Here is a 21,396-nt window from a genome sequence, read left to right on the forward strand (position 1 = left end):
GTAGCAGGTGATTAATGCACAGTGCCTTCGGTTTTGCGTTTTTCAGCACTCAGGAAGTGATAGGTCAGTTCACCTTTCTCACGATCCAGCGCGACTGATACTGAGCCGCCATCCACCAGCGAACCAAACAGCAGTTCATTAGCTAACGGTTTCTTCAGGCTGTCCTGTACGGTGCGCGCCATCGGACGTGCGCCCATCGCTTTGTCATAGCCCTTCTCAGCCAGCCAGTCACGCGCTTCATCACTGACTTCCAGCGATACGCCTTTCGCATCCAGCTGCGCCTGCAACTCGACAATAAACTTGTCGACCACCTGATGGATCACCGCTGGGGACAGGTGACTGAACCAGATAATGTTGTCGAGACGGTTACGAAACTCTGGCGTAAAGATCTTTTTGATCTCCTCCATCGCATCGGTGCTGTTGTCCTGATGAATCAGGCCAATCGACTTACGTTCAGTCTCACGTACACCGGCGTTGGTGGTCATGACCAGCACCACGTTGCGGAAGTCCGCTTTGCGACCATTGTTGTCGGTCAGCATACCGTTATCCATTACCTGCAGTAGCAGGTTGAAGACATCCGGGTGTGCTTTCTCAATCTCATCCAGTAACACCACCGCATGAGGATGCTTAATCACGGCATCCGTCAGCAGGCCGCCCTGATCAAAGCCGACATAACCCGGAGGCGCACCAATCAAACGGCTGACGGTGTGACGCTCCATATACTCGGACATATCAAAGCGCAGCAGCTCAATACCCAGCGCTTTCGCCAGCTGCACGGTGACTTCCGTTTTACCGACCCCAGTAGGCCCGGCAAACAGGAAGGAACCGACCGGCTTACGATCCTGACCCAGACCTGCACGGCTCATTTTGATCGCTTCCGTCAGCGCCTCAATGGCGTTGTCCTGACCAAACACCAGCATCTTCAGGCGATCGCCCAGATTTTTCAGCGTATCGCGGTCGCTTGCTGACACGCTTTGCTCAGGAATACGGGCAATACGGGCCACCACAGTTTCAATGTCAGAGACGTTGATGGTTTTCTTGCGCTTACTGGCTGGCATCAGGCGCGCACGCGCACCCGCTTCATCAATCACATCAATCGCCTTGTCAGGCAGATGACGGTCGTTGATATATTTCACCGCCAGTTCCACCGCTGCGCGCACCGCTTTCGCGGTATAGCGCACATCGTGATGCGCTTCGTACTTGGTCTTCAGGCCATTCAGGATCTGCACGGTCTCTTCAGGTGAAGGCTCCGTGATATCGATCTTCTGGAAGCGACGCGCCAAGGCACGGTCTTTTTCAAAGATGTTGCTGAATTCCTGATAGGTGGTGGAACCCATCACCCGAATCTTGCCAGAGGAAAGAAGAGGTTTGATCAGGTTCGCCGCATCGACCTGGCCGCCGGACGCGGCACCCGCACCAATGATGGTATGGATTTCATCGATAAACAGAATGCTGTGTTCGTCCTGCTCCAGCTGCTTCAGCAGCGCTTTGAAACGTTTTTCAAAGTCACCACGGTATTTGGTGCCCGCCAGCAATGAACCGATATCCAGCGAGTAGATGGTGCAGTCTTTCATCACTTCCGGTACATCGCCCTGCTCGATACGCCAGGCGAGGCCTTCTGCAATAGCGGTTTTACCCACACCCGATTCACCCACCAGCAGCGGGTTGTTTTTACGACGACGGCACAGCACCTGAATGGTACGTTCCAGCTCTTTATCGCGACCAATCAGTGGATCGATACCACCGACGCGAGCAAGCTGATTAAGATTGGTGGTGAAGTTTTCCATACGATCCTCCCCGCCTGCTTGCTCTTCGTTAACCGGATTTTCAGCGCCTGGCGCCTGGCCCGGTTCGTCTTTGCGCGTACCGTGAGAGATGAAATTCACCACATCAAGGCGGCTGACTTCATGTTTGCGTAACAGATAGGCCGCTTGCGACTCCTGCTCGCTGAAGATGGCGACCAGCACATTTGCCCCGGTGACTTCGCTGCGACCGGATGACTGGACATGGAAAACCGCACGCTGCAGGACGCGCTGGAAGCTGAGCGTCGGTTGAGTGTCACGCTCCTCTTCGCTGGCGGGCAGCACCGGTGTGGTTTGTTCGATGAAGGCTTCGAGTTCCTGCCGCAGAGCCACAATATCCACCGTACAGGCTTCCAATGCCTCTCTGGCCGACGGGTTACTGAGCAACGCCAGTAACAGATGCTCGACGGTCATAAACTCATGACGGTGCTCACGCGCTCTGGCGAAAGCCATATTTAAACTGAGTTCCAGTTCTTGATTGAGCATTAGGCACCTCCCCCAATTATCGCCCTTACCAGTTTCCTATATGGAGACGGGTTCAGGCTTTTTCCAGCGTACACAGCAACGGATGATGATTTTCCCGCGCATAGTTGTTCACCTGGGCCGCTTTTGTTTCGGCGACTTCTGCAGTAAATACACCACAGATCGCCTTGCCGTGATAGTGAACTTTCAACATCAGCTGCGTTGCACGTTCAACATCATAAGAAAAGAACTTTTGTACGACGTCAATAACAAATTCCATAGGTGTATAATCGTCATTATTCAGAATGACTTTATACATAGAAGGCGGCTTTAACCCTTCGCGTACTTTGTCTTCGGCCAGATGTTCAAAGTTAAGCCAGTCGTTTGTGTTTGCCATAGTGTTCCGTTGAGATTGTGCTTTAGCCTTTTAATGACTACATGTTGAGAGTTTAACATGCCTGTCAAGCTCCTGGTCGCTGCTGAAATTTTATTCAGAAATTCCCTTGCGCGACCTGCATCACAAAATTTCCAATAGCGTTAACCACCTCAAATTTTGATGATTTTTACCCCACCTGGCCCGGTGGTTTGCTTGACGCCGGCGGCGCTTTCTCTACATTCTACCTGCACAGGCTGATTGAGTTTTAATCAAATCAGACTCACAGCCTGTAAGACCTCACCTACTTATAAAATGTCTTGCGAGGGAAGTAAAAGCATGGAGACGGGCACAGTTAAATGGTTCAATAATTCCAAAGGCTTTGGCTTTATCTGTCCGGTTGGCGGTGGCGAAGATATTTTTGCACACTACTCCACCATTCAGATGGAAGGCTACCGCACGCTAAAGGCAGGCCAGCAGGTTCAGTTCGACGTGCATGAAGGCCCGAAAGGTAATCACGCCAGCCTCATCGTGCCGGTTGAGATACAGGCCGTGGCCTGATACTTACCCCATCTCTGAACAGTGACCCAAAAATGCCAGCCAGTGCCGCTGGCATTTTCCTGTCTGAAGCAGACTTAATCTGCCTGGCCCTGCGCCAGCCCAATCACCCGGGCAAACATCTCCCGTATTAACGGCGGGATGGCTTCCGGCCCGCGTTCCGCCGCCGATGTCGCCACAGCGATCGCCAGTTCTGGCTTGGAGCTCTGGTGAATCGCTTTGGTAATAATACGCCTGGAACTCATCGGAACGTTTAACGGCAGGTGCGCCATCTGATGATAGACATCCTGAAAACCCTGGTGATAGAGAAAATTCTCCATATCCAGTGCCGGTAACTGCGTCAGAAAACGCAGCTCAGGATCGCCGGGCTGTAACTGCGTGCGTGCCGTGCTGGCATATTTGTTACCCGCCTGATCGCCGTCTGTCAGCACATGCCAGGCGATGCCCATGCGACGGGCAAACTTCAGCAGCGGCTTTAAGCCCGACTGAGCAAACTCAATTACCTTCACCCCTTCAGCCGCAAAGTTGTAACCGCACTGCTGTGCCAGCTCATTCATAATCCAGACTTCGGTTTCCCCCTCCACCAGCAGCCAGCAACGGGCAAACAGCGCCGCAGGCCGGTTGACACGAATATGGAAGCCAATGCGCCGGCTCTCTTCGGCACTCAGCCCTTCTGGCCCGATGCGCCAGGCGGCCACGCGCGAGGGGCCGCGTACCAGACGACAGACGTTCTCTACCGGCACCTGAGACAGAAGCTCAGCAGAATTGGTAGTGGCGATTTTTTGCAGCGGCAACAGCCTTAGCAGGTTCCACGCCACCGACAGCATAATCGGATGCAGCCGGGTTTCCGGATCTTCAATCAGCAGCAGCGGACGGGCATCAGCGGCCAGCGGAATGTCGCCTCGCGCCTCAATCAACAGGGTAAACATCTGCAGCAGAATCAGCTGACGGCTGCGGGAGTCGGTTCCGGCTATCAGCTGATTGAGATGATCCAGCGCCCGCCATCCCTTTTCCCCGTCGCGTGTCTGCGGATCCCGTGACCTGAGTTCATTGCCCGCATCGGGCAACTGCACCAGAAAGTAGTGCTGCATCAGTTGCTGCATGGTCTTCAGCCCCTGTCGCAGCACCTCATCACTGAGCTGCTGGGGATGGTGCTCCAGATCGCGCGCCAGCGACGCCATGCCCGCCAGCACCTCAGGATGTGGAGTAGCCACAGGCGCACTGTTACGCGTCCGCTTACTAAAGCGCGCATCGCGCAGCCGCAGCACCGGATAGCGTTTCATCAACAGATCAATGGCCGCCGCGCAGTGCTGCTCTGGCAACAGCTGCGCGTTCACATCAACGAAACGCCGTCGGGTTTCGATGCCGCTGTCACGCCAGGCCGCGCTGACGCTGTAATAAAGCCGACGCTGGCCCTGAGCATCGCGCTGCCAGAATGTCGAGAGCACAGCATCCGGGTCGCTGCCATCATCGCGAAAATGAAATACGATTGACAGACGGCGCATGGGATCGGCCACATCACCTGGGGTGAAATGGAAATCAGCCTGGGTAAAAACATAAGCTGGTTCATTGGGCGAAAGTAACATGCTCAGGGCATCCAGCAGGCTGGATTTGCCCCAGGCATTCTCACCAATCAGCAGATTAGTCCGGGTTAAAGGGAGTGAGAGCTTGTTGATGCCGCGGAAACCGCGAATATCGATATGTTCCAGAATCATAGGCGTCCGTCCTCAGGTTATAAACAGCATGGTTGCCGCCAGCGAACCGGTCAAGCTGCTATGGGGTTTACTCCGATACGCTTTTTCGCTAGCGTGTTGCCTCTTCCCCCATGGATGGCATTGATATGTACTCCGGACTTTTGATTATTCTGCTGCCGCTGATCGCCGGCTGGCTGTTGCCGTTCCGTAAAACCACTCTGCTGCGTCGGGTAAACCAGCTGTTAGGCTGGATGGTTTACGTCATTCTCTTCTTTATGGGCATCAGCCTGGCCTTTCTCGACAACCTCGGCAGTAACCTGCTGGCGATATTTCACACCGCACTCGTAGCGGCGTTCTGCATTCTGCTGTGCAACCTGCTGGCGCTGCGCGGACTGGAAAAGTATGCGCCCTGGCAGCATGCACACCGGCAGGAGAAACTGCCCTCGCGGCTGCATATGGCACTGGACTCCCTGAAGCTGTGCGGCGTCGTTGTCCTTGGTTTTCTGCTTGGCCTGAACCAGTGGCCGCTGTTGCATCACGCCTCAACCGCCAGCGAATATGCGCTGATTTTCCTGCTGTTTCTGGTGGGTATTCAGTTGCGCGGCAGTGGCATGACGCTGCGTCAGATCATCCTGAACCGTCGTGGCATGCTGGTGGCCGTTGTCGTGCTGGTCAGCGCGCTGCTCGGGGGCATGATTGCCGCGCTGGTGCTGGGCATGCCGTTAAAGACCGGTCTGGCGCTAGCCAGCGGCTTTGGCTGGTACTCCCTCTCCGGCATTCTGATGACCGAAGCCTTTGGCCCGGTCATCGGCAGTGCCGCCTTCTTCAACGACCTGGTACGTGAGCTGGTCGCCATCATGCTGATCCCGGCACTGATTGGTCGCCATCGTTCGAGTGCACTGGGTCTGTGCGGAGCCACCTCAATGGACTTTACCCTGCCGGTGCTGCAGCGGGCGGGCGGCAATGAGATTGTCCCTGCCGCCATTGTGCACGGTTTTGTCATGAGCCTGCTGGCCCCGATTCTGATCGCCCTCTTCTCTGCCTGAACCCGGTCTGATATGCGCTGAGCTCTGCCAGCGCATTTTTTCACGCCTGCTTTTCTGCCGTGTCGTCTACGCTTCTTTTTTCGGTTCTGGTCACGTCACTCCTCAGGGCGGGCCGACAAAGGAGAAGAGCATGAAACAAACCGTGGCGGCGCTGGTCGCCAAAACGCTGGAAAGCGCGGGCGTCAAACGCATCTGGGGTGTCACCGGGGACTCCCTTAACGGCCTGAGCGATAGCCTTAATCGCATGGGCACCATCGAGTGGATGCCGACACGACACGAAGAAGTCGCCGCCTTTGCGGCGGGCGCAGAAGCCCATATCAGCGGCGAACTGGCGGTCTGCGCCGGTTCCTGTGGACCCGGCAATTTACATCTCATCAACGGTTTGTTCGACTGCCATCGCAATCGCGTCCCGGTTCTGGCGATTGCGGCGCATATCCCCTCGAGCGAAATCGGCAGCGGCTATTTCCAGGAAACCCATCCGCAGGAGCTGTTCCGCGAATGCAGCCACTACTGTGAGCTGGTCTCGAATCCTGAGCAGTTACCGCAGGTGCTGGGCATCGCGATGCGTAAAGCGATTCTGAATCGTGGCGTCTCGGTTGTGGTACTGCCAGGAGACGTGGCACTGAAACTGGCACCGGAAAGCGCCAGCACTGAGTGGTATCCGCCGCAGTTGCCGCAGGTCCTGCCACAGCCCGCCGAACTGGCCCGGCTGGCACAGACGCTGAACGAGGCCACTGACATTACGCTGCTGTGCGGCAGTGGCTGCGCCGGTGCACATCAGGAAGTGGTGGCGCTGGCCGAAGCGCTGAAAGCGCCAATTGTCCATGCGTTGCGAGGCAAAGAACACATCGAGTATGACAACCCTTATGATGTCGGCATGACCGGCCTGATCGGGTTCTCATCTGGTTTCCACGCCATGATGAATGCCGGGACGCTGGTGTTGCTTGGCACCCAGTTCCCCTATCGCGCCTTCTATCCGGAAAACGCTAAGATCATCCAGATCGATATCAATCCGGGTAGTCTCGGATCACACTGTCACGTTGATCAGGCCTATGTCGGTGATGTGAAAAGCACGCTGCAGGCATTGCTGCCGCAACTGACGCACAAAAGCGATCGCAGCCACCTCGACAGTGCAGTCAAGCACTACGTCGAGGCACGCAAAAGTCTGGATGAGCTGGCGCAGCCCAACGACAAGCAACCGATTCATCCGCAATATCTGGCACAGCAGATCAGCCATTACGCCAGCGACGACGCTATTTTTACCTGCGATGTCGGAACCCCGACCGTCTGGGCGGCGCGCTACCTGAAGATGAACGGCAAACGTCGCCTGCTGGGTTCGTTTAACCATGGCTCAATGGCGAACGCAATGCCACAGGCGCTGGGTGCGCAGTCGATCGATCGCAACCGTCAGGTCGTTGCGCTGTGCGGCGACGGCGGCTTCAGCATGCTGATGGGCGATTTTATCTCGCTGGCGCAGCTGAAAATGCCGGTAAAACTGGTGATCTTTAACAACAGCGTGCTGGGCTTTGTGGCGATGGAGATGAAGGCCGGGGGCTATCTCACCGACGGCACGGAGCTGGAAAATCCCGACTTTGCTGCTATCGCCCAGGCCTGCGGCATCCGTGGTATCCGGGTGGAAAAGGCGTCAGAACTGAATGGCGCGCTGGGGCAGGCATTTGCCCATGATGGTCCGGTACTGGTGGATGTTATTACGGCCAAAGAGGAGCTGGCTATGCCGCCACAGATCAAAATGGAGCAGGCCAAAGGCTTCAGCCTCTACATGCTGCGCGCCATCATGAACGGTCGCGGTGATGAGGTGGTAGAACTGGCGAAAACCAACTGGCTGCGGTAAAACAGTGATTCCATCCAGGCGGGCGCGATGCCCGCCTTTTTTTTATCTTCCGCCACATTCAGGAGCATAAGGTGATCGATTTACGCAGTGATACCGTGACCCGGCCCAGCGCCGCCATGTTAAGCGCAATGATGTCAGCCGAAACCGGTGATGACGTCTACCGTGACGATCCCACCGTAAATGCGCTGGAGGCGGAAGCTGCACGGCTGAGCGGCAAAGCCGCGGCGCTGTTTTTCCCGACCGGCACCCAGGCCAACCTGGTGGCGTTGCTCAGCCACTGCGAGCGCGGCGATGAATATATCGTCGGTCAGCAGGCACACAACTACAAATATGAAGCGGGCGGTGCGGCGGTGCTGGGCAGCATTCAGCCGCAGCCGGTGCTGGCCGCCGATGATGGCACCCTGCCGCTCGATGTGGTGGCAGCGGCCATTAAGCCGGATGATATTCACTTTGCCCGCACCCGCCTGCTGAGTCTGGAGAACACCCATCACGGTAAAGTTTTGCCGCTGGCGTATCTGGAACAGGCGTGGACCTTTACCCGCGAGCATAAGCTGGCGCTGCATATTGATGGCGCGCGTATTTTCAATGCCGTGGTCGCACAGAAGATCACGCTGGCGGCGATTGCCCGCTACTGCGACTCCCTCACCCTCTGTCTCTCTAAAGGTCTGGGCACGCCCGTCGGTTCGCTGCTGTGTGGCGATACGGCGCTGATTGAGCGCGCCCGTCGCTGGCGTAAAATGACCGGCGGCGGTATGCGCCAGACCGGTATTCTGGCGGCGGCGGGTCTGTACGCGTTAGAACACAACGTGGCGCGACTGCAGGAAGATCATGACAATGCCGCCTGGCTGGGACAGCAGCTGCATGAACTGGGCGTCAGCGTCATCGATCAGCAGACCAACATGCTGTTCGTGTCCGTGCCGGAAGCCCAGGTCAAACCATTAGGTGAGTGGATGAAGGCGCGCGGCGTGTTAATCAGCGTGGGAACACGCACCCGACTGGTCACCCATCTGGATGCTGATCGTGCGGCGCTGGAGCAGGTTGTCGCCCACTGGAAAGCGTTTCTGCAGCAGTAATCCGCTATTCCGCCGCACCATACTTCTCCAGTAGTGCGGCTGCTATCGCGGCGGTTTCGGCATCGGGCTGACCGCGATAATCCGCAGGCCGGAAATGCATCTGAAACGCGGCAATCACCTTCTGCTGCTCACGCACACTCATCCCCGCTGTCACCGCATAACCGTAGCGTTGCAGGCTTTCCATGAGTGGCTGCACGGGCACAAGGGCGTGCGGATCCTGCCCCGCTAAATAAAATTGCACCCGTCCGGCATCGGGCCAGGCACCGAGTCCCCGCTGTGCCAGCTGTTGCCAGGGGAACAGTGGACCGGGATCCTGCTTGCGCTGCGGCGCGATATCACTGTGACCAACAATGTTTTCTGGTGGGATGCCGTAACGCTGTGCAATATCCCGCACCAGCGCCTCCAGCGTGGTGATCTGCGCGGCGGTAAAGGGCTGCCATTCGAGGCCGGTCAGCGTCCGGCGATAACCCTTATTTACCAGCTCAATACCAATCGAGGTGTCATTGATGCGGATGGCTCCACGCCAGAAGCTGGGCCCTGCATGCCAGGCGAGTTGCTGCTCCGGCACCAGCTGCCAGATAACGCCTTTACCGGCACGTTGGGGCGGCTGGCGGGGAATCAGATAGTGGGCGCTGACTTCCCGATCGGTGAGGGTCGCCAGCGACGAAGAAAAATCTTCGGCGGTGTAGTGGACCACAATCACCTTCACCCGCGGCCGCGCACCCTGCGCCGGATGCCGCAGATCGGCCCAGTAGCCGTCACGGGATTCCATGCCAGAGTGACACCCTGCCAGCAGCAGTGCCAGCAGCATTAACAGCCCGCGTTTCAACGAATGATCACCGCCGTACCGCTGACGCTGACCATCAGCATGCTGCCATCTTTTCCGACCGTTTCGTAATCAATGTCGATACCGACCACTGCGTTGGCACCCAGCGCTTTTGCCTGCGCTTCCAGCTCTTCAAACGCGATTTCCCGCGCTTTACGCAGCTCTTTCTCATACGCGCCGGAACGACCACCGACCACATCACGGATGCCCGCGAAAAAATCACGGAAGATGTTGGCACCCAGAATCGCTTCTCCGGTAACCACACCGCAATATTCACTGATGCTGTGACCTTCCAGCGTTGGGGTTGTTGAAAATTTCATCGCATTCTCCTTGTTGAAAACCGGGCTAAGGCTCTTTCGACTAAAAAGCACGGCTATACTCTATGCTAAAAAGGGCACCTTGCCAGAGAACCCTAAGGAAATCGAGATGAGAAACAACGCGTTTGCGCTAATGATCCCGGCGGCCCTGCTGCTCAGCGCCTGTACTACCGTTGAGCCAGTCATTAAGGATAATGGCCCGCGTACCGCCCCCTGTATTGAAGGCGGTCCTGACCAGGTAGCCCAGAAGTTTTACGACCTGCGTGTCGAACAGCCTACGCAGGGTCTGCCTGACAGCAATACCCTGGCAAAATATCGCCCTTACCTGAGTGATGCGCTTTATCACTCCCTGCAGGCGGCCAGCGGCAGCAATGCCGGTTCACAGTGGCGTAACGGCGATCTCTTCTCCAGCCTGTCACAGGGTCCGACGGCTGCCAGCGTCGCCGATGCTTCCACCATTCCGAACCGCGATGCACGCAACATCCCGCTGCGGGTCGATCTGAGCCGCGACGGCAAACAGTGGCAGGATGAAGTGCTGATGATCCACCAGGGCACCTGCTGGGTCGTTGACGACGTGCGCTACATGGCGAACCCTGCACATGCCGAAGGCGGCAGCCTGAGCCAGATGCTTGAAAAATCAAAAAAATAATTCAGATTCAACGGTTATGAGAAGCGCAGCCACCGCAGGTGACTGCGCTTTTTTATTGCCAAAGCCCGCCCTGCGGCCTTTGGCAGCAGCCAGACAGCACATGATATTGTGCTAAGCTTTTGCTGTTTACCTGCTGTTTTACAAATTTTAACCCACCTTAATTGCATAACTATTCTGGTGACGTTAAAATCCGCGACACTAATAGCTATTCAAATCTGGCGCATGAGTATTCAACTAAACGCAATAAACTGCTTCTACGGTGCTCATCAGGCGCTGTTCGACATCAACCTTGAGTGTCCGCAAGGCGAGACCCTGGTGCTGCTGGGCCCCAGCGGTGCGGGCAAGAGTTCGCTGCTGCGGGTGCTTAATCTGCTGGAGCAGCCACGTTCAGGTCAGTTGCAGATTGCCGGCAATCAGTTCGACTTCACGCAGAAACCGTCTGATGCCGCGATTCGCGAACTGCGTCAGAACGTCGGCATGGTGTTCCAGCAATATAATCTCTGGCCACATCTGACCGTGCTGCAGAATCTGATCGAAGCGCCCTGCCGGGTTCTGGGCCTCAGTAAAAGCGACGCCCGCGCCCGTGCCGATAAGCTGCTTGACCGACTGCGCCTTACGCCCTACAGCGATCGTTTTCCGCTGCACCTCTCCGGGGGGCAGCAGCAGCGTGTGGCGATTGCCCGCGCGCTGATGATGGAGCCGCAGGTGCTGCTGTTCGATGAGCCGACGGCCGCGCTGGACCCTGAAATTACCGCACAGATTGTCAGTATCATTCGCGAACTGGCGCAGACACGCATTACCCAGGTGATTGTGACCCATGAAGTGGAAGTGGCACGTAAAACGGCCAGCCGCGTTGTTTATATGGAGAACGGTCACATTGTGGAACAGGGCGATGCCAGCCGCTTTACACAGCCGCAAACCGAAGCGTTTGCTCACTATCTTTCGCACTAAGTCAGGATGCTAAAAATGAAAAAAATGGTACTTGCTGCACTGCTTGCCGGTTTTAGCCTGAGCGCTACCGCGGCACAAACGATTCGTTTTGCGACCGAAGCCTCTTATCCTCCTTTTGAGTTTGTGGATGCGGACAACAAGATTCAGGGCTTTGATGTCGATCTGGCCAACGCGCTGTGTAAAGAGATCGACGCGACCTGCACCTTCACCAATCAGGCGTTCGACAGCCTGATCCCAAGCCTGAAATTCCGTCGCTTTGATGCGGTGATGGCGGGCATGGATATCACGCCGGATCGTGAAAAACAGGTGCTGTTCACCAAGCCTTACTATGACAACTCGGCGCTATTTGTCGCCCAGAAAGGCAAAGTCGCCAGTGTAGAAGCCCTGAAAGGCAAGCGGGTTGGCGTGCAGAACGGCACCACTCACCAGAAATACCTGACGGATAAACACAGCGACATTACCATCGTGCCTTACGACAGCTATCAGAACGCGGTGCTGGATCTGAAAAACGGCCGTATTGATGCTGTCTTCGGTGACACCGCTGTGGTCAACGAGTGGCTGAAGCAGAATGCTGCGCTGGCTGCCGTCGGCGACAAAGTGACGGATAAAGCCTACTTTGGTACTGGCCTGGGCATTGCGGTACGCACCGGTAATACCGATCTGCAGACTAAATTCAATGGCGCGCTGGACAAGATCAAAGCAGACGGCACCTACAAAACCATCTACAGCAAATGGTTCCAGCAGTAATCACTGATGAATGAAATGATGACCCTCGCAAGTGCCGCCGGTATGACCGTCGGCCTTGCTGTTTGTGCCCTCATCGCTGGCCTGGTGCTGGCGATGATTTTCGCTGGCTGGGAGTCACTGCGCCTGAGACCGCTGGCGTGGATTGGCACCGGCCTGGTGACGCTGATCCGTGGCCTGCCGGAAATTCTGGTGGTGCTGTTTATCTATTTTGGCGCCTCACAGCTGCTGCTCACCCTCTCTGACGGTTTCACGCTGAACTTCGGGCTGTTTACGCTGCCGGTTCAGATGCAGATAGAGAACTTCGATGTCAGTCCGTTCCTGTGCGGTGTGATTGCGCTGGCGATGCTCTACGCCGCCTACGCCTCGCAGACACTGCGCGGCGCACTCAAAGCGGTGCCGGTAGGTCAGTGGGAGTCGGGCCAGGCGCTGGGCATGAAAAAGTCGGTCATCTTTCTCCGGCTGATTATGCCGCAGATGTGGCGTCACGCCCTGCCCGGTCTGGGTAATCAGTGGCTGGTGCTGCTGAAAGATACCGCGCTGGTTTCGCTAATCAGCGTCAATGACCTGATGCTGCAAACCAAAAGTATCGCCACCCGCACGCAGGAGCCGTTTACCTGGTTCCTGGTGGCGGCCGCGATCTACTTAGTAATTACGCTATTCAGCCAGGCGGTGTTACGTCGCATCGAACTGCGCACCACCCGCTTTGAACGGGGGAACAGCTAATGCTGGCCTATCTGCCTGAACTCCTGAAAGGGCTGCACACCAGCCTGACGCTGACGGCGGCCTCGCTGGTGGTGGCACTGCTACTCGCACTGCTCTTCACTGTGGTCCTGTCGCTGAAAACGCCAGTGCTGAATCCGCTGGTAAAAGGATTTATCACGCTGTTTACCGGTACGCCGCTGCTGGTGCAGATCTTCCTGATTTACTACGGTCCGGGACAGTTCCCCTCGATCCAGCAGATCCCCTGGCTGTGGCATTTACTGTCGCAGCCGTGGCTGTGCGCGATGCTGGCGCTCTCGCTGAACAGTGCGGCTTACACCACGCAGCTGTTTTACGGTGCGGTCCGGGCGATTCCCTCCGGACAGTGGCAATCGTGCGCGGCACTCGGCATGAGCCGCAAAGATACCCTGCGCATTCTGCTGCCTTATGCATTTAAACGCGCCCTCTCCTCCTACTCTAATGAAGTGGTGCTGGTGTTCAAAGGCACCTCGCTGGCCTACACCATCACCCTGATGGAGGTCATGGGCCACGGCCAGCTGCTTTATGGCCGCACCTACGACATCACGGTCTATGCCGCGGCGGGTCTGATTTATCTCTGCGTTAACGGTTTGCTGACGCTGATGATGCGACTGATCGAAAAGCGCGCCCTGGCCTTTGAACAGCGTAACTGATTCCCGGGCGAGGCTCCTCGCCCTTTTCGCCTGAAAAATCATACTAATTGCATAAAAATTCATTTTATGGCAGGGTATCGCCTTCTCTGGCTGACCACATCACAGGAATCATAAAATGAAAAAATGGATTATCGCTGCTGCGCTGGCTTCGCTGGCGGTGACCGCTCAGGCCGCGGAAACGATTCGCTTCGCCGCTTCAGCAACCTATCCGCCATTTGAATCTCTGGACAAAGAAAATAACCTCGTCGGATTCGATATCGATCTGGCTAAAGCGCTGTGCCAGCAGATGAAAGCAGAGTGTACCTTCACGAACAATGCCTTCGACAGCCTGATCCCCTCACTGAAGTTCCGCCGCTATGACGCTGTGATTTCTGGTATGGATATCACCACGGAACGCAGCAAGCAGGTCGATTTTACCCAGCCCTATTACGCTAATTCCGCCATTGTGATTGCGCAGAAAGGTAAGTTCAGCAGCTTCGGTGATTTGAAAGACAAACGCATAGGCGTTGAAAACGGCACTACCCACCAGAAATACCTGCAGGATAAGCATCCGGACGTGAAAGTGGTGGCGTATGACAGTTATCAGAATGCGATTCTGGATATGAAGAGTGGCCGGCTGGATGGCGTGTTTGGCGACAGCGCGGTAGTGAATCAGTGGCTGAAGACCAATCCGGATCTCGCGACGGTCGGTGAACATGTTACAGATGCAGATTACTTCGGCACCGGCCTGGGCATTGCTGTGCGTAAAGGTAATACGGCGCTGCGCGATCGGTTCAATCAGGCACTGACTGAACTGAAAGCCAACGGCAGCTGGCAGCAGCTCAATCAGAAATGGTTCCCGGAGTAACTTCGGGGATTACCGGACTCAGTGCTGACGGCGGGTTAACAGCGTCAGCACTTCAAAATGCGCGGTGTGCGGGAACATGTCGAACAGCTGTACCTTCGTGACCTCATAGTCATTCAGTTGGGCAATATCCTGCGCCATGGTCTGCGGATTACAGCTTGAATAGAGCAGATAATCCGGGGCCATCTGGCTGAGATAATCACACAGCGCCTCACCGATCCCACGGCGCGGCGGGTTCACCAGCACCAGCTGCGGCACCGCGTCACGTCCGGTCGCAAACGCCGTCGAATCCAGCGCCGCAAACTGCACGTTTTTCAGTCCCAGCATCTCAGCAGAACGCTGGGCGCATTTAATCGCCTCAGCACTGATCTCAATGCCGGTCAGCGCCATCTCCGGTGTCGCGCAGTGCAGGCCAAAACCGCCTACGCCGCAGAAGAGATCCCACATGCTGTTAACCGGCAGCGCACGCACCCAGTCGCGCGCGGTGGCATAGAGCGCGCTGGCAACCTGCGGATTGGTCTGAAAGAAGCTCTGTGGGCGGATCCACAGCGGCACGCCATTAAAGTTCTCTGCCAGCGACTGCGCAGGCGTCAGCGCAATCTCCTCCTCTCCCTCCAGAATCGCCATGTGCACCGGCTGAATGTTGGCAGAAATCACTACCAGCTGCGGTAACTGCTGTTGCAGCCACGGCAATGCCGCGCGCAGCTGTTCCAGTTTGGCGGTTGAGCGCAGGACAAAGCGCAGCATGATGCCGCCCTGCTGGCTTTCGGTAATCAGCAGGAATTTCAGTTCGCCGCGTTTGCGCGCCACGTTATAGGGCGTCAGCCCGGCACGGGCGATAAACGGTTTGAGCGCTGCAAACACCGGCTGGAAGCTGGCGGGATAGAGCGGGCAGTCGCAGAGATCGACAGGCTCACCATCACGGTGAACAAGACCCAGCACCGGACGCTCCACACTACCGCTGACCACCATTTTGGCTTTGTTACGGAATGCCTGCTGCAGTGATGTCACTGGCGGCAACCAGGACGCAACCGGCTGATCGGCGAGTAACTGTTCCAGCATCGACTGTTTGTCGCCTAGCTGAATGGGATAGGGTTTTTCCAGCCACTGACAGGAGCGGCAACGGTTAGCGTCATAAAGCGCGCAGTGCATGGTAGAGCCTTAACGATGGGGTCGGGCGGAGCGCGATTGTATCATCGCTTCCTGAAAAAAGCGCGACTGCTGGCAGGCAGAAACAGCAGCATCAGCACCACCAGATCGGGGATTTTCTGCGACAGGGTATGGTGGATAATCTGGGCGTTATTGTCGCCATCGATGCTGAAAATCTCCGGGTAAATCCCGCCCAGCGAGGCGAACAGCATATAGATCAGCACAACCCCCTGCGTGGCCACATAGCCCCAGCGGCCACGGTTACTGCCGCGCATCAGGGTAAAGGCGCAGCGCAGTTCGAACAGGAAGATCAGCTGGCTGGCGATAAAGATAAGCGTAGAGTCCCAGGACTGGGCGCTGCGGTGAACAAAGTTGGCGATTTCATTATAACCCAGCTCATTGGCCAGCATCAGTACGCTCAGGCAGCGGGTCGCAATAATGGCAATGCCCGCGACCGTCACCGGAACCGGTGCGTCTGAAAGCGTTACACTGCTTTTGAAGATTTCTGACATAGTCCCTGACTCCACCTGATCGAAAAACGGGCCGGTTAAACCGGCCCGTTCATATAGTGGCAAAGGTTACGTATTTCAGCCACGTTTAGCTTTCTGAATATCGCTTAAACGCTGTTTTTCTTCGTGTGCCATGAATCGCCAGGCGATAAAACCGACTAAACCGACCACAAACAGGATCAGGGAAGCCAGCGCATTGATTTCCGGGTTCACGCCGCGGCGTACGGTAGCGAAGATCGCCATCGGCAGCGTGGTGGCGCCGGGCCCGGTCACAAAGCTGGCGATTACCAGATCGTCGAGTGACAGAGTAAACGCCAGCAGCCAGCCGGTGACAATTGCCGGCGCAATCATTGGCACGGTAATGACGAAAAAGACCTTCAGCGGCGTCGCGCCTAAATCCATCGCCGCCTCTTCGATTGAGCGGTCCAGTTCACGCAGACGCGAGTTAATCACCACCGCCACATAGGCGGTACAGAAGGTGACGTGCGCCAGCCAGATGGTCAGCATGCCGCGCTCACTTGGCCAGCCAAAAGCGTTGCCCATGGCCACAAACAGCAGCAGCAGCGACAGACCGGTGATCACATCGGGCATCACCAGCGGCGCCGTCAGCATAAAGGCAAAACCGTTGTGCCCACGGAAGCGACCAAAGCGCACGATGATGACCGCCGCCAGCGTGCCCAGCACCACCGCCATGGTGGCCGACAGCCCGGCAATGCTCAGACTCAGCAGCACCGCGTCAATCATCGCGCTGTCCTCAAACAGCACTTTGTACCAGTGGAATGAGAAGCTGTCCCACACCGTTACCAGCGGTGAGCTGTTGAAGGAGTAAACCACCAGCAGCAGCATCGGCGCATAAAGGAACAGGAAGCAGCAGACCAGAATGCCGGTACGCCAGGGCGAGCGAATAGTTGGCAAATTATTCATGCCTTCTCTCCCATTTCACGGTTTTGATGCTTATGGAACCAGATGATCGGCAGAATCAGGATCAGCAGAATAATCACCGCCAGCGCGGAAGCCACCGGCCAGTCGCGGTTGTTAAAGAACTCCTGCCACAGGATACGACCAATCATGATGCTGTCCGGCCCACCCAGCAGTTCAGGGATCACGTATTCCCCCACCGCCGGGATAAACACCAGCATCGACCCGGCAATAATGCCGCCTTTGGTCAGCGGCACAATCACGCTGAAAAAGGTCTTCAGCGGACGCGCACCCAGATCCAGTGAGGCTTCCACCAGCGAGTAGTCGATACGGGTCAGCGCGGTGTAGATTGGCAGCACCATGAAGGGCAGATAGCAGTAGACGATACCGATATAGACCGCGGTGTTGGTGTAAAGAATAACCAGCGGATGATCAATCACGCCCAGCCACAGCAGGAAGCGGTTCAGAATACCGTTGTTGTTCAGCAGCCCCATCCAGGCGTAGACGCGCACCAGAAACGAGGTCCACGACGGCAAAATCACCAGCAGCAGCAGGATGGTGCGCATCGAGGGTTTACTGTGCGCCACGGCCCAGGCGAGCGGATAGCCAATCAGCAGACAGATCACGGTCGAGATCGCCGCCACTTTCAGCGACTGCAGATAGGCATCGACGTAGAGCGGATCGTCGGTCAGCGTCAGGTAGTTGCCGAAGTTGAGCACGATGCTGAACTGATCATCTGCCCAGCTCACCAGTTCGGTGTAGGGCGGGATAGCCCGCGCAATGTCCGCAAAGCTGATCTTCAGTACCGTCAGAAACGGTAACAGAAACAACAGCACCAGCCAGACATAAGGCAGAGCAATGACCAGCTTGCGGCCATGCTGCATTTTTACCCGCGTGGCCCAGCGTTGCAGCGGCGTGCCGACCAGTCGGGCGGGCGCTTTGGCGCGTTGAAAAATCTGGCTCATAGCCGCTCCTTAAACCGTCAACACCACGCAACTGTCGCTTTCCCAGCAGAGACGGACTTCATCCCCCCATGTCGGCAACCCTTTGCGGTAGCGATGCGCGTTTTGCAACTGTGCGCTGATCATCTGTCCGCTGTGCAGACGGACATGGAAGATAGAGAGATCGCCGAGATAGGCGATGTGGACCACTTCACCCACCGCAAAGTTACAGCCATTGGCCGGCACCTCATCACACAACATCACTTTTTCCGGACGCAGCGCGACATGCACCGGTACGTTATCCACCACAGAGACATCGGAATCGACTTTCAGCGGATGCATCAGGCCGGGGCTGTCGATTACCAGGCCATCTGCCTGACGTTCACGCAGCAAACCTTCGAAGACGTTAACCGAACCGATAAACTCGGCGCTGTAGCGGCTGGTCGGATGCTCGTAGATCTCCTCCGGCTCGCCAATCTGCACGAACTTACCGCGATTCATAATCGCGATACGGCCCGCCATCGTCATTGCCTCTTCCTGGTCGTGCGTCACCATCACGCAGGTCGCGCCCACACGCTCCAGAATATCAACCACTTCCAGCTGCATCCTGTCGCGCAGCTTCTTATCCAGTGCGCCCATCGGCTCATCCAGCAGCAGCAGTTTTGGCCGTTTCGCCAGGCTACGTGCCAGCGCCACGCGCTGACGCTGACCACCGGAGAGCTGATGCGGTTTGCGTTTCGCAAACTCCTGCATATGCACCAGCGCCAGCATTTCGGCGACGCGGCTGGTGATCTCCCCTTTCGGCAGCCGATCCTGCTTCAGACCAAAGGCGATATTCTGCTCCACCGTCATGTGCGGGAACAGCGCGTAGGACTGGAACATCATATTGATCGGACGCTGATAGGGAGCAACGTGCGACAGATCCTGTCCATCCAGCACAATCTGGCCGCTGGTGGGCGGCTCAAAACCGGCCAGCATACGCAGCAGCGTGGATTTGCCGCAGCCCGATGCGCCCAGCAGAGCGAAGATTTCACCTTTATAAATGGTCAGACTGACATCATCCACGGCGTGCTGGCCGTCAAAGGATTTGGTCAGATTGCGGATCTCCAGCAGCGGCGTTAAGGCCTTTGCGGTTTTATGTTGAGGGCGGGGAATGGCATCGTTCACAAAGGGTTCTCTCCGGAGCCAGGCGGAACATGGCGGCAAAATCCGCCGCTAAAAATGGCACAACAGAGGCCGACACTGCGCCTCTGTTGCTGATGCGTGACAGGTCAATCCGTTAAGGACGAATTACTTACCACTTTTTACTTTAGTCCATGCGCGCGTACGCACACGATCCAGTTTCGGATCCTGGACTTTCAGCACGAACAATTTCGACATCGCTTCTGGCGTCGGGAAGATACCCGGGTTGTTGCGGACGTCGGCATTGATCAGCGGCAGCGACGCTTTGTTGCCGTTGGCGTAATTCATTTTGTTGGAGACATCAGCGATCACTTTCGGATCCATGATGTAGTTCAGCCAGGCGTAGGCACCGTCGAGGTTTTTGGCATCTTTAGGAATTGCCATCATATCGAAGAAGGCCAGCGCCCCCTCTTTCGGCACGCTGTAGCCCAGATGCACACCATTTTTCGCTGCATCGGCACGGTTCTTCGCCTGCAGAATATCGCCCGACCAGCCGATGGCGACGCAGATGTTACCGTTAGCCAAATCGTTAATGTACTGCGACGAATGGAAGTAGCGGATATTCGGACGCAGTTTCAGCAGCAGGTCGGTCGCCGCGCCGGAATACTCTTTGGCATCAGAGGTATTCGGGTCTTTGCCCAGATAGTTGAGCACGGTGGCGAAGATCTCTTCTGGCGCATCCAGGAAGGAGACGCCACAGCTTTTCAGCTTCTCCAGATTTTCCGGCTTCAGTACCAGATCCCAGCTGTTGACCGGCGCATCAGCGCCCAGTGCGGCTTTAACCTTGTCGATGTTGTAACCGATACCGGTGGTGCCCCAAAGATAAGGAATGGCATATTTGTTACCCGGATCGTGCTGCGCCACTTTTTCCATCAGCGCCGGATCGAGATTTTTATAGTTAGGCAGTTTGCTTTTGTCCAGCGGCTGGAATACCCCGGACTGCAGCTGACGCGCCAGGAAGCTGGAGGATGGCACCACGACATCGTAGCCGGTGCTGCCCGCCATCAGTTTGCCTTCCAGCACTTCGTTGGAGTCAAACACATCGTAGACCACTTTAATGCCGGACTGCTTTTCAAAGTTTGGCACGGTATCTGGCGAAATATAATCGGACCAGTTGTAGACGTGCAGCGTTTTATCTTCCGCCATACTGGTGGCCGACGCGGCCATCAGCGCAGCAGCTACTACAGCTGACAGCCATTTCTGACGTGAGTTGAACATATTTTTCCATCCTCCTGAGCGGGTCATTTCAACGCTGCAAACCTGAGATCCCTGCATTGCGTTCTGTACAAGACGTCAGTGACACAATGAATCATTATTCAGCGGGAGTTTAATAGCAAAATCCTATAGCTGGGACGCAGTTACACGTCTGTTACAGCCCCGCAAGCATAGCCCCCCCGGTCAGGCTTCACCAGACCCCAGCGTAAAAAACGCCTGAAACCGATATTTTATGCATGTTTGAGCTATGAGGTTCGGCTTTGATGGCATAAACCACGACAAATATCTGGCGGTAAAGGGCAAAGTGCAGAATAAAAAAAGGGGGCGGCAAATCGCGGGCATAAAAAAGCCGTCTCAGGGACGGCTTAGTGGGCGACCATGTCGGGCTTAGTGCAGCACAGAATGAACGCTGGTCACCGCAACGTGCTCTTCTTCTTCACCCACAATCAGCAGATTATTGGCAAAGGCTTCCAGGATGACCATGGAGATTTGCTCTTCACTCTGTTTCATAAAGTGTGAGAACTGACCAAAGGTTAATCCGGCGGTAGTGGTCATTGACTGACAGACAATGAGCTTCGGCAGATTATCATCCTGAATGTCGATAAAGGCTTTCACCGTCAGTGAACTGGCATTAATTTGCGACAGATCGCCAACCAGTGGAATCAGCGCCGTCGGCTTCACTTCAGCCAGCGCCGAAAACAGAATGACGTTGTCGACCAGATCGATTTTGGCGTCAAACACCCCATCGAAGTTTTGCATGTGCGGCAGATGAAGTGCCTGACAGGCATCGCATTCGAACCAGGTGATATTTTGCTGATCCAGCCAGCGACGCAGCAGGTCGATATCCGGAACGACAAGAGAATCCATCGTAAAATCCCAGTGGGGTGATAAACAGGC

22 protein-coding genes are annotated in these 21,396 nt (G+C 56.2%); 10 read left to right on the plus strand and 12 right to left on the minus strand.

The genetic code is table 11. The annotated features are described in order from the left end of the window. Positions 1–11 precede the first annotated feature (11 nt). Together clpA and clpS are read right to left on the minus strand one after the other, a co-directional pair. Positions 12–2,288, minus strand: coding sequence for an ATP-dependent Clp protease ATP-binding subunit ClpA (gene clpA, locus ACTJKZ_RS07955; RefSeq protein ID WP_161734242.1), 2,277 nt, complete (start codon positions 2,286–2,288; stop codon positions 12–14). Between the two features lie 52 nt (positions 2,289–2,340). Continuing rightward, positions 2,341–2,661 carry an ATP-dependent Clp protease adapter ClpS gene (clpS, locus tag ACTJKZ_RS07960; protein WP_003849318.1) on the minus strand — a complete coding sequence of 107 codons (321 nt, stop codon included), beginning with the start codon at positions 2,659–2,661 and terminating at the stop codon, positions 2,341–2,343. 315 nt (positions 2,662–2,976) lie between these two features. On the opposite strand from clpS, the gene cspD reads away from it, so the two are divergent. Continuing rightward, the gene (gene cspD / locus ACTJKZ_RS07965; protein WP_098051073.1) at positions 2,977–3,198 is read left to right on the plus strand and encodes a cold shock-like protein CspD; all 222 of its coding nucleotides are present in this window, start codon (positions 2,977–2,979) and stop codon (positions 3,196–3,198) included. Between the two features lie 74 nt (positions 3,199–3,272). On the opposite strand, the gene ACTJKZ_RS07970 is transcribed toward cspD, so the two are convergent. Beyond that, complete coding sequence (locus ACTJKZ_RS07970; protein WP_440829436.1) at positions 3,273–4,910, minus strand: DUF2813 domain-containing protein; 1,638 nt, start codon at positions 4,908–4,910, stop codon at positions 3,273–3,275. A gap of 125 nt (positions 4,911–5,035) precedes the next feature. Here ACTJKZ_RS07970 and ACTJKZ_RS07975 point away from each other — a divergent pair, with 125 nt between their 5' ends. From ACTJKZ_RS07975 to ltaE, 3 genes are all read left to right on the plus strand, one after another. Continuing rightward, positions 5,036–5,935, plus strand: coding sequence for a lysine exporter LysO family protein (locus tag ACTJKZ_RS07975; RefSeq protein WP_285085991.1), 900 nt, complete (start codon positions 5,036–5,038; stop codon positions 5,933–5,935). Positions 5,936–6,065: 130 nt separating this feature from the next. After that, positions 6,066–7,787 (plus strand): ubiquinone-dependent pyruvate dehydrogenase, encoded by a 1,722-nt coding sequence (poxB, locus tag ACTJKZ_RS07980; RefSeq protein WP_253421452.1) that lies wholly within the window; start codon positions 6,066–6,068, stop codon positions 7,785–7,787. A gap of 71 nt (positions 7,788–7,858) precedes the next feature. After that, positions 7,859–8,860, plus strand: a complete 1,002-nt coding sequence (gene ltaE / locus ACTJKZ_RS07985) for a low-specificity L-threonine aldolase (protein ID WP_161734250.1) — start codon at positions 7,859–7,861, stop codon at positions 8,858–8,860. 4 nt (positions 8,861–8,864) lie between these two features. Here the strand turns inward: ltaE and ACTJKZ_RS07990 are convergent, their stop codons facing one another. Continuing rightward, entirely contained in the window at positions 8,865–9,689 is an 825-nt protein-coding gene (locus ACTJKZ_RS07990) for an N-acetylmuramoyl-L-alanine amidase (RefSeq protein ID WP_222924277.1), read from the minus strand. Further along, positions 9,686–10,006, minus strand: coding sequence for a heavy metal-binding domain-containing protein (locus ACTJKZ_RS07995; RefSeq protein WP_161734254.1), 321 nt, complete (start codon positions 10,004–10,006; stop codon positions 9,686–9,688). Before ACTJKZ_RS07995 ends, ACTJKZ_RS07990 begins: the two co-directional genes overlap by 4 nt. Before the next feature lie 106 nt (positions 10,007–10,112). Here ACTJKZ_RS07995 and ACTJKZ_RS08000 point away from each other — a divergent pair, with 106 nt between their 5' ends. From ACTJKZ_RS08000 to ACTJKZ_RS08025, 6 genes are all read left to right on the plus strand, one after another. After that, a complete protein-coding gene (locus ACTJKZ_RS08000) occupies positions 10,113–10,652 on the plus strand; it encodes a lipoprotein (protein WP_135909545.1) in 540 nt (179 codons plus the stop codon). Between the two features lie 222 nt (positions 10,653–10,874). Next, positions 10,875–11,603, plus strand: coding sequence for an arginine ABC transporter ATP-binding protein ArtP (gene artP, locus ACTJKZ_RS08005; protein ID WP_013357289.1), 729 nt, complete (start codon positions 10,875–10,877; stop codon positions 11,601–11,603). A 15-nt stretch (positions 11,604–11,618) separates the two neighbouring features. Continuing rightward, positions 11,619–12,350, plus strand: a complete 732-nt coding sequence (gene artJ / locus ACTJKZ_RS08010) for an arginine ABC transporter substrate-binding protein (RefSeq protein ID WP_033732083.1) — start codon at positions 11,619–11,621, stop codon at positions 12,348–12,350. 6 nt (positions 12,351–12,356) lie between these two features. Continuing rightward, on the plus strand, positions 12,357–13,073 hold the full coding sequence (gene artQ / locus ACTJKZ_RS08015) for an arginine ABC transporter permease ArtQ (RefSeq protein WP_161734258.1): 717 nt from the start codon (positions 12,357–12,359) through the stop codon (positions 13,071–13,073). Next, positions 13,073–13,741 (plus strand): arginine ABC transporter permease ArtM, encoded by a 669-nt coding sequence (artM, locus tag ACTJKZ_RS08020; protein WP_161734260.1) that lies wholly within the window; start codon positions 13,073–13,075, stop codon positions 13,739–13,741. Before artQ ends, artM begins: the two co-directional genes overlap by 1 nt. 115 nt (positions 13,742–13,856) lie before the next feature. After that, on the plus strand, positions 13,857–14,588 hold the full coding sequence (locus ACTJKZ_RS08025; protein ID WP_222924279.1) for an arginine ABC transporter substrate-binding protein: 732 nt from the start codon (positions 13,857–13,859) through the stop codon (positions 14,586–14,588). Between the two features lie 18 nt (positions 14,589–14,606). Here the strand turns inward: ACTJKZ_RS08025 and rlmC are convergent, their stop codons facing one another. From rlmC to ACTJKZ_RS08060, 7 genes are all read right to left on the minus strand, one after another. Continuing rightward, entirely contained in the window at positions 14,607–15,737 is a 1,131-nt protein-coding gene (gene rlmC, locus ACTJKZ_RS08030) for a 23S rRNA (uracil(747)-C(5))-methyltransferase RlmC (RefSeq protein WP_260057746.1), read from the minus strand. 41 nt (positions 15,738–15,778) lie between these two features. After that, positions 15,779–16,246: a YbjO family protein gene (locus tag ACTJKZ_RS08035; protein WP_161734266.1), complete on the minus strand. Its 468-nt coding sequence runs from the start codon at positions 16,244–16,246 to the stop codon at positions 15,779–15,781. 75 nt (positions 16,247–16,321) lie between these two features. Beyond that, positions 16,322–17,167 carry a putrescine ABC transporter permease PotI gene (potI, locus tag ACTJKZ_RS08040; protein ID WP_013357282.1) on the minus strand — a complete coding sequence of 282 codons (846 nt, stop codon included), beginning with the start codon at positions 17,165–17,167 and terminating at the stop codon, positions 16,322–16,324. After that, positions 17,164–18,126, minus strand: coding sequence for a putrescine ABC transporter permease PotH (gene potH, locus ACTJKZ_RS08045; RefSeq protein ID WP_161734268.1), 963 nt, complete (start codon positions 18,124–18,126; stop codon positions 17,164–17,166). Before potH ends, potI begins: the two co-directional genes overlap by 4 nt. A gap of 9 nt (positions 18,127–18,135) precedes the next feature. Beyond that, entirely contained in the window at positions 18,136–19,269 is a 1,134-nt protein-coding gene (potG, locus tag ACTJKZ_RS08050) for a putrescine ABC transporter ATP-binding subunit PotG (RefSeq protein WP_161734270.1), read from the minus strand. 123 nt (positions 19,270–19,392) lie between these two features. Further along, complete coding sequence (gene potF, locus ACTJKZ_RS08055; protein ID WP_161734272.1) at positions 19,393–20,502, minus strand: spermidine/putrescine ABC transporter substrate-binding protein PotF; 1,110 nt, start codon at positions 20,500–20,502, stop codon at positions 19,393–19,395. A gap of 384 nt (positions 20,503–20,886) precedes the next feature. Further along, positions 20,887–21,366 carry a YbjN domain-containing protein gene (locus ACTJKZ_RS08060; protein ID WP_161734274.1) on the minus strand — a complete coding sequence of 160 codons (480 nt, stop codon included), beginning with the start codon at positions 21,364–21,366 and terminating at the stop codon, positions 20,887–20,889. Positions 21,367–21,396: the final 30 nt, after the last annotated feature.

Origin of the sequence: Pantoea sp. 22096 (genome assembly GCF_052045955.1) — a bacterium.
GTDB lineage: Bacteria > Pseudomonadota > Gammaproteobacteria > Enterobacterales > Enterobacteriaceae > Pantoea > Pantoea alfalfae.